Genomic DNA, 13470 nt, shown 5'->3' on the forward strand with positions numbered 1-13470 from the left:
AGATTCCGATGAAATACCAGCAACTCGAAAATCTTGAATGTGGATGGAAGTGGAAATACCTGGTGAAAAAACATCGGGAAGGTGAACTGATCACGCGTCACCTTGAATTAAGTGCGGCGCAGGCTGCAGTCGATAAGCTTCTGGCGATGGAAAATAATCCGGTCACGGTGAATGAATGGATCGCGGAACATATCCATTCTGATCTGGATAATCGGCTGAAACAGACTATCCGTGCCCGGCGAAAACGCCATTTCAATGCTGAACATCAGCACACCCGTAAAAAATCCATCGACCTTGAATATCTGGTCTGGCAACGACTGGCGGGACTGGCACAGCGGCGCGGCTGCACGCTTTCTGAAACAATTGTTCAGTTGATAGAAGATGCAGAACGTAAAGAGAAATATGCCACTCAGATGTCCAGCCTGAAACAGGATTTGCAGGCGATCCTGGGTAATTCAGGCTCTGAAAGCGAGTAACGTAACGGGAGCAATGTCATCCCTGAACGCCTGATGCCAGCTTTATTACTGGCATAAAAAAACCCCGCCTTGGCGGGGTTTTTTATGACATGTAAACTTAAGCCTGTGGCTGAGTTACAACGTCTTTGATGCCTTTAACATCGATTTCTACGCGACGATCCGGAGACAGGCAATCGATCAGGGCATTACGGCCTTTCACGCTGTCACAGGTATTGCCGGTAACTGGGTTAGATTTACCCATGCCACGTGCAGAGATCTTGTTAGAAGGGATACCTTTAGAGACCAGGTAATCTACGACTGACTGAGCACGTTTCTCAGACAGTTTCTGGTTGTACTGCTCTGAACCGATGCGGTCGGTGAAGCCCAGTACGACAACGGAACCATCTTTAGGATCCATTGAGCTCAGCTGGCTGTACAGCTGATCCAGAGCCTGCTGGCCTTCTGGCTTCAGGGTAGATTTGTTGAAGGTGAACAGAACGTCAGACTTCAGAGTGAAACGCTTGGTTTCAACAACTGGCGCTGGTGCTGGAGCCGGAGCTGGTGCCGGAGCAGCGACGTCATCCTGACCGAAGCGGTATGAAACGCCTACGCTCAGCATGCCATTGTCTGGACGAGCACCAACGGTCTGTGCATCACCGATGTTGTTAACCCACTGGTAATCCAGACGGGTAGCCCAGTTCTGAGTCAGCGCATATTCAACACCAACTGCAGCCAGCGGAGATACGCCGGTGTCGTGGTCGCTGATGCGGCCAGTAGTTGAGTTAGTCTGCGTTGCATCCGCACGCCATACCATGCCGCCCAGACGAGTATACACGTCCAGATCGTCATTAATTGGGTAGCTCAGTTTAGCAGCCAGCTGAACGCCCTGTGCTTTGAATGCGCCGTTAGTCACATTGCCTTTATTAGGCATGCGACCCAGCCAGTCATAGCCCATCTCGAAGCCCAGGTATGGGTTTGCCTGATAACCAACGAACGCACCTGCGCCCAGCTGGCTTTCATGAGTTGGACCGTCATTGTTCTCGTAACCGTGACCGTAGTAGCCAGTGTCGTGATACTGAGACCAGCCCAGTTTAGCACCGGTGTACCAGGTGTTATCTTTCGGAGCGGCCTGCGCTACGGTAGCGAAGCCAGCCAGTGCCACTGCAATTGCGATAGCTGTCTTTTTCATTTTGCGCCTCGTTATCATCCAAATAGGCAATGAGCAAAAAGGTTGCTCTTGGTTTAAATCCTTCGCCGGGTCAAAACGCTCGCTTATGACTCTACCGCAAAAAACGGAGGTTATTGAGCACCCTGGCGAGCTAAAGTCTACAACGAGATTGGAAACTTACAAGTATGATGTGAGGCGCTACTGTAAAAAAACAGCGGTTTATACACAATTTCTAACAATTAGGATGGTCGTAACGTCGCAGCAAAAAGCCCAAAAAACCTGCTAACCCATTGTCACAGCTCGAACTAACAGAATCAGTGGTTTAGCGACAACTGATAAGAATAATAGCCTGGGAAACTTCTTATTTTTACTTAATGAAACAAATCCGACTGAATTTTTATCGCACTTTGCGGTCTCAGAGGCGCTTCCGTTGTCCCACTGGCCCGCAAAATCAAACCCAGCGCTTCACCCTCAGCTGCCGCATTTTCAAGTTGACGACGCTCATTTTCATCAAGATCGTACGGAATCCATGCCAGAACAACGCTGTAATTTCCCGTACGCAACGCTTTAACCATCGCCTCAACCGCATTCAGACGTTCAGAATCGGCGATATGCATACTTTTATCTAATGGTAAGCCTGATTCCTGCAACCAGGTGCGGTTCAGTTTATGTGCGGGTGTTAACCACAACTGCCAGCGTGACTGCTGACTCAGTTGCTGTAATAACGGCAACAGCATCATCTGCATCATACCGGGCTGCTCGCTGTAACGTAACTCAGTAATTCCACCACCCTGCGTGGACGGAACAGAAGAGGACGCATAATGATGAGCATAGCGTGCATTATTAGGATGTTGTGTTCGCATAAGTTAATCACCAGCAGTGGACTGTATGAATATACAGTACTGTCATCCTGGATAAAGATCAACCCAAATTTCTGAAAACGCCTCGCAAAAACGCGACAAGATTAGTTGAAGCACTATTTATTCATTGAACACGCTGCCACTTTTTTTTATCTTCTAATTACCTGATACACAACGTAATTTACCAGATATTTCTTACATGGAGGTGGTGCAATGAAAAAGATTAATCCGGTTGTCGAGCGCTCCAGAGCGCACCTGGGCCCGTTGGGAACAATTGAGTCCCGGACCCAGTTTGGTGGCTATGCACTGGCTGTCGAAAGCGTGGTTTTCGCGTTAATTAATAAAGATGAACTCTACCTGCGGGCCAGTGAACCCTTGCGGGATTACATTACCGACCGTCCGCTCCAGCCCCTGATTTTTCGCAAACGGGGCAAGTCAGTGAAGCTTGATTACTTTCAGGTCGATGAAGCCTTATGGCGGGATCCTGACCATCTTCTGACGCTCTCCGCGGCCTCTTTAGAAACGGCACAGCGCGAGTTGCAGCACAGACAAGCCTCTCCGCGTTTGAAAGATCTGCCTAATCTCAGTGTACGCATGGAAGTCATGTTGTACGAGGCGGGCGTGATGAGTGTCAATCATCTTTACCAGATGGGAGCCAAACAGTGCTGGCTGAAGTTAAAAGCGATCAACCAGCACGTTGGATTTCAGACACTACTGGCGCTGCAGGGTGCGATTACGGGCCACCATGCGGCCGCACTGCCACTGGCCACCCGTGCCGAGCTGAATGCATGGTTTCAACGCACGCTTTTATCGAAACCAGACTTCAGAGGCGAAGAAGGCTAATCAGCAATAAGCGTGCGGCGCAGGCGAGCCACATCAGGCATTAAGGCTACCAGCAGTCCGAGTTGCTGAAGCACCAGCGGCGCACGCACATCCGCATCTGCGGCCAACTGGCTGATGCGATGAGCCAGTTGATGGCGCATTGTTTCAACATGCTCATCGCTGACTACGTCCGTCTGAAGCACATCCTCAACATAACAAACTGTATCATCCAGCAAGGTCAGCAGTTCTGGTGCCGTAATTTTGTCACGGTGCGCGCCGAGTGCAGAAATGTAACTCAGAAACGAGTGGTTTGAGCAAAGCAGCTGAAAAGCCGATTCGCGCAGTTTCTGACTGGTGCGACTTTCACTGCTCATGTTTGAAACCACGGATGCCAGCTCGGCATCTGCATTGTGTGCGTCACGGCGGGCAATGCGATAGGCGAGACGGTTATCCTTGCCCTGATGATACTGTTCCATGATCGCATCCAGATAGCGGCAGTTCGCTTTCAGGGTTCGTTCAGCCACCGCCGGCAACTGACGAAAGCGCCAGTCTGGCCAGATAAACGCCACAGCCAGCCAGGCCAGGCCACAGCCGAGTAAGGTGTCCACTACGCGTGGCAGGGCGACCTCAAAGCCTTCCCCTAACAGGTTAAAGCAGAGCAGAACCAGCAATGTGATAAACAGCGTGGCCTGCGCATACTGTACCTGCCTGAAAGCGAAGAACAGCACGCCGGAAATCACAATCAGGATTAACTGCCCTTCAATTGAGGGCACCAGCCATAAAACGGGCAGACCAATAGCAATGCCCGCCAGTGTTCCGCCGATACGTAAGGCCAGTCGCCGCTGCGTTGCGTTGTAGTTGGGCTGGCAGACAAACAGGCTGGTCAGCAAAATCCAGTATCCCCGCTCGAGTCCGGTGATCTTAATGAAGCCATAGCCGATACAGAGCACGACTGACATGCGAACTGCATGCCGGAATAGCGCCGATGAGGGAGAGAGATGACGGCTAAAGCGCAGCCTGATGTCACTCCAGCCACTTAATCCTTCGCGTGACAGCAGATTATCGCTGTGCTGAGGATCTTCACCGGCCAGCGTCTGTTCAGATTCGATGGAGGCAAGGTGGGCATCAATGGCGCGCAGATTGCGCAGCAGCCAGAAAAGGGCACGGGTATGCTCGGCCTCAGGCTCGCGCTGCTCCAGACGTTCAATTGCTTTTTGTAATCGTTCAAACGCGCGCTCAAATCGACTGTCATGCACCCATCTTTCACGCATCAGAATGCAGTGTGCCAGCTGGCGACAGGCTTGTGCCTGCATGTTAAGAAGACGCTGGAAGCGAAACAGAATTTCGTTATAGCGCCAGTCACCGCGCAGCAGATGATATTGCAAATGGGACGAGCTGGCCCGTTCATGAATGTCCTGCGCCACAAAATAGTAGTGCAGACTACGGCGGGTACCGCGTGATCCGCGATCGCCACGCAGTCGACTCTGCAGCGTAGTTTTGGTCAGGTTGAGCTGCGCCACTAACTGGCTGTTGACCATCGCCGCATCGATAAACGCGGCGTCATCCTGCTCGCCAGCATCCGGATCGAAGAGATTCCCTTTGGCATCAAGGTAACGCGCCAGTTGTGAAAAGCTGCCAGCCAGCTGTTCCTGCACCGGCCGGACCGGAAACATCAGATGACCCAGCAGCGTCAGCAGGTTGTACCACAGCGCGCCGACCAGCAGCAGCATCGGCTGCATATACCACTGACTGAACAGCCCGATGCCGAGCATGGTATAGACCGCAATCAGCAGCGCACCAAACGCGATAGTGGCGTAGCGCTGGCCCAGGGCACCCAGCAGAATAAAGCCCCATGTCGAGATCGCCAGCCCGACAATAAAGGCGAACGGATAGGGAAACAGGAGTTCTACTGAAACGGAGGCGATGCAGAAGCAAAGCAGGGTAATCAGCAGATTCTTCAGACGACCGGCCAGGCGATCATCAAGATCGGCCAGCGCAGCCGCGACCACCCCCAGCGTTAAGGGAATCGTCCACTCAATCTGATGCAGCCACCAGGGGATGGCAGCGCAGCCACTCAGCGCAAACAAAATCCGCAGCAGATAGCGCCACGTACTATTAAACAGATATTTTCGCCAGCCAGGCACTGCATCCGACATCATATTAATAGCGGCGGGCATTGGCTTCGCGCGCGGCGCGCGCCTCTTCCACGGACACCACGCGGCGTCCAACCGGCCAGAGGGCGATAGCGGCAATCTTAAAGTTCGCAATCCCTGTTGGAATACCGATGATGCTGATGCATTGCACAATCCCCACCGAGATATGTGAAAGGCAGAGCCACCAGCCAAAGAAAATCAGCCAGAAAATATTCAGGAAAGTTCCGCCGGTATTCAGAATATGACTCTTACTTTCAGGACGAAGCACATCGACATGCACCGCCTCGTTGCCAAACGGCAGCAGCGAGAGCTTTGTAATTTCCCAGCAGGAGCGGGTCAGTGGCAGGGTAAAAATCAGCACGACACTGATTAACGTGGCAAACAGCCAGCTCAGCGTGGTGAAAAAGCCACCCAGGACAAAATTAAGAATATTTAAAACGGTGCGCATGATCGTCTTTTCCTTTTGCATTCCGCAAGATGTGACGCCAAGTTTAGCTTGTTTTAAGGCTGGAGCGCTAAGGGTCTGACAGGTAAACTCCCCTTAATCCTGTTATCTGACGTTGGTGTCGGCGTGGAACTGAAAGCAACCTCGATGGGCAAACGACTTGCCCAGCATCCTTATAATCGTGTCCGCCTGATGGCGGCGGGCGTCGAAGTCAGTGGCGATAAGCACGAGTATCTGATCCCCTTTAACCAGTTACTGGATATTGCCTGCAAGCGTGGGCTGGTATGGGGCGAACTGGAATTTTTGCTGGCCGATGAAAAAGTGGTTCGGCTGCACGGAACGGAATGGCAGGAGACGCAGCGCTTTCACCACTATCTGATGCAGGCCTGGCAGAGCTGGAGTCTGGAGATGAGCGCAGTCTGCCGTGAGGTACTCCAGACGCTGCATGATGAAATCGAGACCTTTGGCGCGCAGGATCGCTGGCTCAACCGCCACGAACTGCAGGGGCTGAAAACAAAAATTCTCAAACAGTTCGATGCGTTGCCAATGCCTCTTATCCGCTTAAAAGAGTTTGCTGACTGCCGCGAGAACTGGGCGTTTTGTCAGCGCTGGCTGGATCAGGGTGACGCGGCCTTGCAGCAGCGAAACCGCGACTGGACGGCCGCTATGTTAAGCCGTTATCAGGCATTCTTTGCCAGCGTCGAGAGCACGCCACTGAATCAGTCGCAGTGTGAGGCGGTGGTCAACGGCGAAAATTCATTGCTGGTGCTGGCTGGCGCCGGTAGCGGTAAAACGTCAGTGCTGGTGGCCCGGGCAGGCTGGTTAATGCAGCGCAAGCTGGCCAGCGCCGATCAAATCCTGTTACTGGCATTTGGCCGCGAGGCTGCCAAAGAGATGAACGAGCGTATCCAGTCACGGCTCTCCGCGGATGACATCCAGGCGCGAACCTTCCATTCTCTGGCGCTGCATATTATTCGTGAAGGCAGCAATAAGCAGCCGGTTATCAGCAAGCTGGAGAGTGATGCGGATGCGCGTCGCGCGTTATTGATCCGGGAATGGCAGCAGCAGTGCCATGAGAAGAAAGCGATGGCAAACGGCTGGCGTCAGTGGCTGCGTGACGAACTGCATTGGGAATTACCGGAGGGGCCTTTCTGGGAGGACGACAGGCTGGCAAAGCGGCTGGCGTCACGACTGGAGCGCTGGCTCGGCCTGATGCGCATGCACGGAGGTGCACAGGCAGCTATGATCGCGGATGTGCCGGAAGAGGTCCGTGATCTCTTCAGTAAACGCATCAAACTGATGGCACCGTTGTTGAAAGCGTGGAAGAGTGCGTTGAAAGAGGAGGGCGCGGTCGACTTTTCGGGTCTGATTCATCAGGCAATAGCCGTTCTGGAAAAAGGGCGGTTTATCAGTCCGTGGAAACACATACTGGTGGATGAGTTCCAGGATATTTCACCTCAGCGTGCCGCCTTGCTCAGCGCACTCCGCCAGCAGAATAAGCGCACCGCCCTGTTTGCGGTTGGCGATGACTGGCAGGCTATCTATCGCTTCAGCGGCGCAGAGATGACGCTGACGACCGCATTCCATCACTATTTTGGTGAGGGTGATCGTTGCGTGCTCGACACCACCTACCGCTTTAACGATCGCATTGGCGATATTGCTAATCGTTTTATCCAGCAGAATCCTCAACAGCTGGCAAAACCACTGAATAGCGTCACCAAAGGCAATAAGAAATCGATTGCATTGCTGGCAGAGGATCAGCTGGACGCCCTGCTGAACAAGCTCAGTGGTTATGCGCAACCGGATGAGCGTATTCTGCTGCTGGCGCGCTATCACTATCTGCGGCCAGACATACTGGATAAAGCCCGAACCCGCTGGCCGAAACTCAATCTGGACTTTATGACGATCCACGCCAGCAAAGGCCAGCAGGCGGATTATGTCATTCTGCTGGGATTACAACAGGGCAAAGAGGGGTTCCCGGCGGAAGTCCGCGAGTCAGTTATTGAACAGGGCTTACTACCGCAGCCCGAACCTTTCCCGCATGCGGAGGAGCGCCGTCTGGCCTATGTGGCACTGACGCGAGCGCGTCAGCAGGTCTTTTTGCTGTTCGATAAAGCAGCGCCGTCACCGTTTGTCGATGACTTCCGCGAGCTCGGTGTGCCAGTACTGCGTAAAGCCTGAGTTATTTCAGGCGATCGGCCAGATAGCGCTGATAATCGGGAATCATAATCTCCAGGCTTTGCGCAAACAGCGGCGACTGAATAATAAAGTCCGCTGTGGAGCGATTTGTGGCAACCGGAATATTCCAGACGGTTGCCAGACGCAGCAGCGCTTTGACATCCGGATCGTGTGGCACGGCGTTAAGCGGATCCCAGAAAAAAATCAGTGCATCAATTTTTCCTTCTGAAATCAGCGCACCCACCTGCTGATCACCACCCATCGGGCCGCTCAGCATGGCTGTCACGTTCAGGCCGGTATCACGATTAATCAGATTTCCGGTCGTCCCGGTCGCATAGAGGATGTGTTGTTCCAGCGCGGGCTGATTCTGTTTAACCCAGTCAAGCAGTGCGGCTTTGCAGTGGTCATGGGCGACCAGCGCGATATGTTTTATGGTGCCAAGGGTGCGAACAGTCTGTTCCATAGAGGCGTCCTGATAAGGCTCATGCGCAATGAGAGGGATCCTGAGTTTACCTCTGGCCCATTAACGCTATCAACTCGTACGTAGCATTTTGACCAGTGTCATAAATTGCTGGCGCGTCGCTTCATCGAAACGATGAAACCAGCGGTGCAGCGAGGGCAGTTCGGCCTGTGAAGTCCAGTCCAGGTCGGCGGTAAGCCTGACGGAAGAGGGGGGAGCAGAAGCGGAATTTGCAAACCGGGGCACAGAGGCGATCTGGCGGGTGCGGTTATAATTCAGCATCGCTTTTTCCATGTCGGCGGTTGTGATGGCCGGCAGGTGGTCACGCACGCTGGTAATCTCCGTGCCTTTTTCATCCACCAGCTGGAAGTTAAGGCTGCGGTCAAAATGATAACGCTCGCGTTTTGTCTCCAGCGCGGGCAGCCGAATAGTAATGGTTTTGGCTACAGCAGTGAACGTGACAATCATCGGCAGAGACTGATAGGCAATGACATTCTCTTTCAGCCCTTTGCGCTGATGCTCTACCCGGAACAGAAACTGATGCTGACCGCGATCCAGCTCCAGGCTGTCAGCTCCTTTGAGGAGCGAGCCTGAAATTTTTCGACCATCCAGCACCAGTAGCTCGATTTGCGGATCAAGCTTTAATGTGATGGCAGAACAGGACGCCGAAACGAGGAGTGTAAGTAACCCCGTTACAGCCAGCGACAGCTTCATTTCAACTCCGGTAACTGATGACACGAAAGGGGATGTGTAGCAAATTCTTACATTATGGCAGTTAATTTACATTTAAACATATTTATTCGTGCGCGGGTTCAATTAATTGTGCTCAGGACTTACCCGTTAACGAGCGCACCCATCTACACTCTACGCTGGCCTGAAAGGAGAGAAACATGAACGACCAGACAATTCGTGACGTGCTGACGCGAACCCAACGTATCGCCTTAGTTGGAGCAAGTGATCGCCCCGAACGTCCCAGTTACGGTGTGATGAAGTATCTGCTTGATCAGGGCTATGACGTGATCCCGGTCAGCCCGAAACTTGCAGGGAAAACAGTGCTGGGGCAACAGGGTTATGCCAGTCTGGCGGATGTACCCGGCGGGATTGATATGGTGGATGTCTTCCGCAATTCTGAAGCCGCATGGGGTGTCGCCCAGGAGGCTATAGCCGTCGGGGCAAAGACATTATGGCTGCAACTCGGCGTGATTAATGAACAGGCGGCTGTGCTGGCTCAGGATGCAGGCATGACAGTCATTATGGATCGTTGCCCGAAGATTGAAATTCCACGTCTGGGGATTACGCGCTAAATCAGGGGTGGCGGCAGAGCGTGCCGCCACAGATTAGTGTCGCAAATGAGGTGCCTGCAATTGCTGACGTACGGATGCAGCGAGCTCATCCATTGAAGGTTGCTCAGGATGTTCAATGCTGGTTTCACCTGAAAGCTGAATCTCTGCGACATAGGTATGAACCTGATCGCCTTCCTCATCTTCCATCACCACATGATACCAGGGTGCGGTACGCATCTTTTCTTCTGCGCCAACATCTTCAATTTTAGGCTCGTCTAACGAGTACTCAGGATCGACATCAACGATAACGCCCAGTACGCCGGACAAACGATGACGAACCTGCTGACCAATACCAAATTTACTGGCAATCATTTTACTGGCAATCATAGTGACCTCCGAAAAAAAGCTCTCTTACCAATATGGGGTCAGGAGCCCATTTTTCAAGTCACATCACGCGGCAGGCAAAACCTTTCAGATAGAGGCCTTCCGGATAGCTGGCGATGACCGGATGATCCGCTGCCTGACGGAACTGTTCGATAAACTGCACTTCGCGTCCCGCATCCAGCGCGGCATCGGCAATAATCTTCTGGAACAGTTCGGTAGCCATCAGACCGGAGCAGGAGAAGGTCATCAGGACCCCGCCCGGATTCAGTAACTGAATGGCAAGCATATTAATATCTTTATAGCCGCGACAGGCACCCATTAACTGGCTTTTGTTTTCGACGAATTTGGGCGGATCCATAATGATCAGATCAAATTTCTCGCCACTGTCACGATAGCGGCGCAGCAGTTTGAACACATCATCACGCTCAAAACGGGCGCGAGAAAGATCCAGCTCATTCAGTTCAACGTTCTGACGGGCTACGTCCAGCGCTTCCTGAGAGGTATCCACACTGATGACTTCTTTACACCCACCCATCAGCGCAGAAACAGCGAATCCGCCTGTGTAAGAGAAGCAGTTCAGTACACGTGCATCCTGTGCATAACGACGCGTAGCAAGACGACTGTCACGCTGATCAAGGTAATAGCCCGTTTTATGGCCGCCCTGGATATCAACCAGCAGCTTCATGCCATGTTCTGTGATCGGCAGCAGGGGCGGTGGCAGTTCACCGGTGACGGGGCCTTGTGTCAGCTCCAGACCTTCTTTCTTGCGTACGGCGACGTCAGAACGGTCATAGATGGCGCAGCCAGGGAAACACTGCTGGAGGGCGGTGATAATCGCCGCACGCTGATATTCCGCGCCAGCCGAGAGCAGCTGCATTACTAAAAAGTTGCCAAAACGATCAATAGTGACGCCGGGCAAATTATCAGACTCACCGGCAATCAGGCGATAACTGTCCAGACCATCACGGGCCGCCAGCCATTTACGCCACTGCTGCGCCTGTTCGAAACGGCGGACAAAGAAAGCGATATCGATGGATTCATCGGCCTGCCAGCTCCAGACGCGGGCGCGAATCTGCGACTCGGGTGAATATGCGGCGCGAGCCAGCCATTTGCCGTTGCTGTCACAAACGTCAAGGGTTTCACCCCGTTGTGCTTTACCTTCCAGACGTGCAACGGCACCTGAAAAGACCCATGGATGGCGACGGAGCAGGGACTTTTCACGTCCCTTTGCGAGAATCAATCTGACTGTCATAGTTTGCTATGCTTACCTGAAAAAATGAGGCGCCATTGTCCGGTGGATAACGGGAAATTGCAACGAACAGCAGCAGGAGAGAATAATGTCAGCAGCCTGTTTTAAAGCATGGGTTCATGGCCGCGTCCAGGGCGTCGGGTTTCGTTACAGTACGCAGGCAGAAGCCAGGACGCTGGGCGTGCTGGGCTACGCGCGGAATCTGGATGACGGCAGCGTCGAGGTGCTGGCCTGGGGCGACGCGGAGAAGGTCGAAGCGCTAATCGCCTGGCTTAAAGCGGGCGGGCCCCGCAGTGCGCGCGTTGATAAGGTGCTGGTGGAACCGCACCAGCCCGCAGAGCCACCCCGCGATTTTACAACCGGTTAATCACAGACACTTTGCCGGTTTAGGCAGGCCGGCAATTTTCGTTGCCTGTTTAGCCGGCCCTTCAGGAAACAGGCGGAAGAGGTAGCGGCTGTTGCCTTTCTCTTCCCCGTATTTCTTCGCCATTGCCTTTACCAGCATCCGCACGGCGGGTGAGGTATTAAATTCCAGATAAAACGCGCGCACAAAATGGACCACTTCCCAGTGTGCTTCGGTCATGGTGAGGCCTTCCCGCTCAGCAATGTGTGCCGCCAGCGCTTCACTCCAGTCGTCGGTACTCTTCAGATAGCCTTCGGCATCGACGGCGATTTCGTTACCGTTAAAATTCACGTGATCTCCTCTCTGTAAATGACGGCGCAGTTTAGCAAACCTGGCAGGCAGTAAAAGCAAAAACCCCGCCGAAGCGGGGTTTTACAGGCCGACTGTCATTGCCGGTTAGTTGCTGCGGGCGAAACCCAGCAGGCTAAGCAGGCTGACGAAGATGTTATACAACGAAACATAGAGGCTGACCGTCGCGCGGATGTAGTTGGTTTCGCCACCATGAATGATGTTGCTGGTTTCCCACAAAATCGCACCGGCTGAAAACAGAATAAACAGGGCGCTGATAGCCAGATGCAAGGCAGGCAACTGCAGGAAGATGTTGGCGACCACCGCAACCAGCAGTACCACAAAACCTGCCATCATCATGCCACCCAGGAAGGACATATCACGACGGGTTGTCAGCACGTAGGCAGAACAGCAGAAGAACACCAGCGCCGTACCGCCCAGCGCCAGTGCGATCACGTCGCCCATGCCTGCGGTTAAGAAGGAGCTCAGAATAGGGCCCAGGCAGTATCCCAGGAAGCCGGTAAACGCAAACGCGGCAAGAATACCCATCGGGCTGTTAGCCAGGCGGTAGGTTAAAAACATCAAACCATAGAAGCCGACCAGCATCAGGATCAGGCCCGGCGCAGGCAAGGCAAGCAGGGTGCTGGCGGTAGCTGTAACCGCCGAAAAGGCCAGAGTCAGCCCAAGCAGAAAATAGGTATTGCGCAGAACTCTGTGCGTTGAAAGCAGTGACGACTGCGATGAGGTGACAATTCTTTCCATGTTGCGCTCCTTTAAGCAGAACACTAATAAGCAGATCGTTAAATATGTGCCGAGAATACGCAGCCCATTAAAGAGGGAAAAGGCGTTTTACCCTTCTTTACGCGCTAATCTGCTAATTGTTTGAGCAGAGTGGCGATTTTGACACCAAAAAATCACAATCTGGCTGTTTTTCAGGCGAATAAACAGATAGATGCTTTACATCCCTAAACGGGGTGTTTATAGTGCGCGTCATTGCGGAGGGGTGGCCGAGCGGCTTAAGGCAGCGGTCTTGAAAACCGCCGATGGGAAACCATCCGAGAGTTCGAATCTCTCCTCCTCCGCCACTTTATCTGCCACGGGCAATAAAGCGGTAAAAATCAATAGTTTTGCCGATGCAGTACAGTTTCAAAACGGAGGGGTGGCCGAGCGGCTTAAGGCAGCGGTCTTGAAAACCGCCGATGGGAAACCATCCGAGAGTTCGAATCTCTCCTCCTCCGCCACATTTTACAGGCCAGCACTCCGTGCTGGCCTGTTTCGTTTCTGACTTTCCAGCTTCTTCCTCCAGTCCGAAAAACCACGTC

The 13470-nt window shown here is 53.1% G+C and carries 15 protein-coding genes and 2 tRNA genes; 7 read left to right on the forward strand and 10 right to left on the reverse strand.

From position 1 onward, the window contains the following. Positions 1 to 8 precede the first annotated feature (8 nt). The gene (gene matP, locus LQK91_RS09460) at positions 9 to 476 is read left to right on the forward strand and encodes a macrodomain Ter protein MatP (protein WP_008925878.1); all 468 of its coding nucleotides are present in this window, start codon (positions 9 to 11) and stop codon (positions 474 to 476) included. Positions 477 to 573: 97 nt separating this feature from the next. On the opposite strand, the gene ompA is transcribed toward matP, so the two are convergent. Next, entirely contained in the window at positions 574 to 1644 is a 1071-nt protein-coding gene (gene ompA, locus LQK91_RS09465) for a porin OmpA (protein ID WP_039660959.1), read from the reverse strand. A gap of 350 nt (positions 1645 to 1994) precedes the next feature. Continuing rightward, positions 1995 to 2486, reverse strand: coding sequence for an SOS-induced cell division inhibitor SulA (gene sulA, locus LQK91_RS09470; RefSeq protein ID WP_003850038.1), 492 nt, complete (start codon positions 2484 to 2486; stop codon positions 1995 to 1997). A 210-nt stretch (positions 2487 to 2696) separates the two neighbouring features. On the opposite strand from sulA, the gene LQK91_RS09475 reads away from it, so the two are divergent. After that, positions 2697 to 3326 (forward strand): TfoX/Sxy family DNA transformation protein, encoded by a 630-nt coding sequence (locus LQK91_RS09475; protein ID WP_003850036.1) that lies wholly within the window; start codon positions 2697 to 2699, stop codon positions 3324 to 3326. Here LQK91_RS09475 and yccS read toward each other — a convergent pair. Then, positions 3323 to 5482: a YccS family putative transporter gene (yccS, locus tag LQK91_RS09480; RefSeq protein ID WP_008925881.1), complete on the reverse strand. Its 2160-nt coding sequence runs from the start codon at positions 5480 to 5482 to the stop codon at positions 3323 to 3325. The genes LQK91_RS09475 and yccS overlap by 4 nt on opposite strands. Then, the gene (locus LQK91_RS09485; RefSeq protein ID WP_003850033.1) at positions 5466 to 5906 is read right to left on the reverse strand and encodes a YccF domain-containing protein; all 441 of its coding nucleotides are present in this window, start codon (positions 5904 to 5906) and stop codon (positions 5466 to 5468) included. Before LQK91_RS09485 ends, yccS begins: the two co-directional genes overlap by 17 nt. Before the next feature lie 123 nt (positions 5907 to 6029). Here LQK91_RS09485 and helD point away from each other — a divergent pair, with 123 nt between their 5' ends. Beyond that, positions 6030 to 8084, forward strand: a complete 2055-nt coding sequence (helD, locus tag LQK91_RS09490; RefSeq protein WP_105099334.1) for a DNA helicase IV — start codon at positions 6030 to 6032, stop codon at positions 8082 to 8084. Position 8085: 1 nt separating this feature from the next. Here helD and mgsA read toward each other — a convergent pair whose 3' ends face one another. Both mgsA and LQK91_RS09500 read right to left on the reverse strand, forming a co-directional pair. After that, positions 8086 to 8544: a methylglyoxal synthase gene (gene mgsA, locus LQK91_RS09495; RefSeq protein WP_003850029.1), complete on the reverse strand. Its 459-nt coding sequence runs from the start codon at positions 8542 to 8544 to the stop codon at positions 8086 to 8088. A gap of 69 nt (positions 8545 to 8613) precedes the next feature. Then, positions 8614 to 9255: a YccT family protein gene (locus LQK91_RS09500; protein ID WP_008925883.1), complete on the reverse strand. Its 642-nt coding sequence runs from the start codon at positions 9253 to 9255 to the stop codon at positions 8614 to 8616. A 176-nt stretch (positions 9256 to 9431) separates the two neighbouring features. Here LQK91_RS09500 and LQK91_RS09505 point away from each other — a divergent pair, with 176 nt between their 5' ends. Next, on the forward strand, positions 9432 to 9845 hold the full coding sequence (locus LQK91_RS09505) for a CoA-binding protein (protein ID WP_003850025.1): 414 nt from the start codon (positions 9432 to 9434) through the stop codon (positions 9843 to 9845). A gap of 33 nt (positions 9846 to 9878) precedes the next feature. Here LQK91_RS09505 and hspQ read toward each other — a convergent pair whose 3' ends face one another. Further along, on the reverse strand, positions 9879 to 10196 hold the full coding sequence (gene hspQ / locus LQK91_RS09510) for a heat shock protein HspQ (protein WP_010246651.1): 318 nt from the start codon (positions 10194 to 10196) through the stop codon (positions 9879 to 9881). A 73-nt stretch (positions 10197 to 10269) separates the two neighbouring features. Continuing rightward, entirely contained in the window at positions 10270 to 11460 is a 1191-nt protein-coding gene (rlmI, locus tag LQK91_RS09515) for a 23S rRNA (cytosine(1962)-C(5))-methyltransferase RlmI (RefSeq protein WP_003850021.1), read from the reverse strand. A gap of 85 nt (positions 11461 to 11545) precedes the next feature. Between rlmI and yccX the strand changes: the two genes are divergently transcribed. Continuing rightward, positions 11546 to 11824 carry an acylphosphatase gene (gene yccX, locus LQK91_RS09520; RefSeq protein ID WP_003850019.1) on the forward strand — a complete coding sequence of 93 codons (279 nt, stop codon included), beginning with the start codon at positions 11546 to 11548 and terminating at the stop codon, positions 11822 to 11824. On the opposite strand, the gene tusE is transcribed toward yccX, so the two are convergent. Together tusE and yccA are read right to left on the reverse strand one after the other, a co-directional pair. Continuing rightward, positions 11825 to 12151 (reverse strand): sulfurtransferase TusE, encoded by a 327-nt coding sequence (gene tusE / locus LQK91_RS09525; protein ID WP_003850016.1) that lies wholly within the window; start codon positions 12149 to 12151, stop codon positions 11825 to 11827. Between the two features lie 105 nt (positions 12152 to 12256). Beyond that, positions 12257 to 12910 (reverse strand): FtsH protease modulator YccA, encoded by a 654-nt coding sequence (gene yccA / locus LQK91_RS09530; RefSeq protein ID WP_003850014.1) that lies wholly within the window; start codon positions 12908 to 12910, stop codon positions 12257 to 12259. Between the two features lie 235 nt (positions 12911 to 13145). Between yccA and LQK91_RS09535 the strand changes: the two genes are divergently transcribed. Continuing rightward, positions 13146 to 13233: transfer RNA gene (locus LQK91_RS09535), tRNA-Ser, on the forward strand. A 68-nt stretch (positions 13234 to 13301) separates the two neighbouring features. Continuing rightward, positions 13302 to 13389: transfer RNA gene (locus LQK91_RS09540), tRNA-Ser, on the forward strand. Positions 13390 to 13470 lie beyond the last annotated feature (81 nt).

It is taken from the genome of Pantoea sp. MHSD4, assembly GCF_021043305.1.
Taxonomy (GTDB): domain Bacteria; phylum Pseudomonadota; class Gammaproteobacteria; order Enterobacterales; family Enterobacteriaceae; genus Pantoea; species Pantoea eucalypti.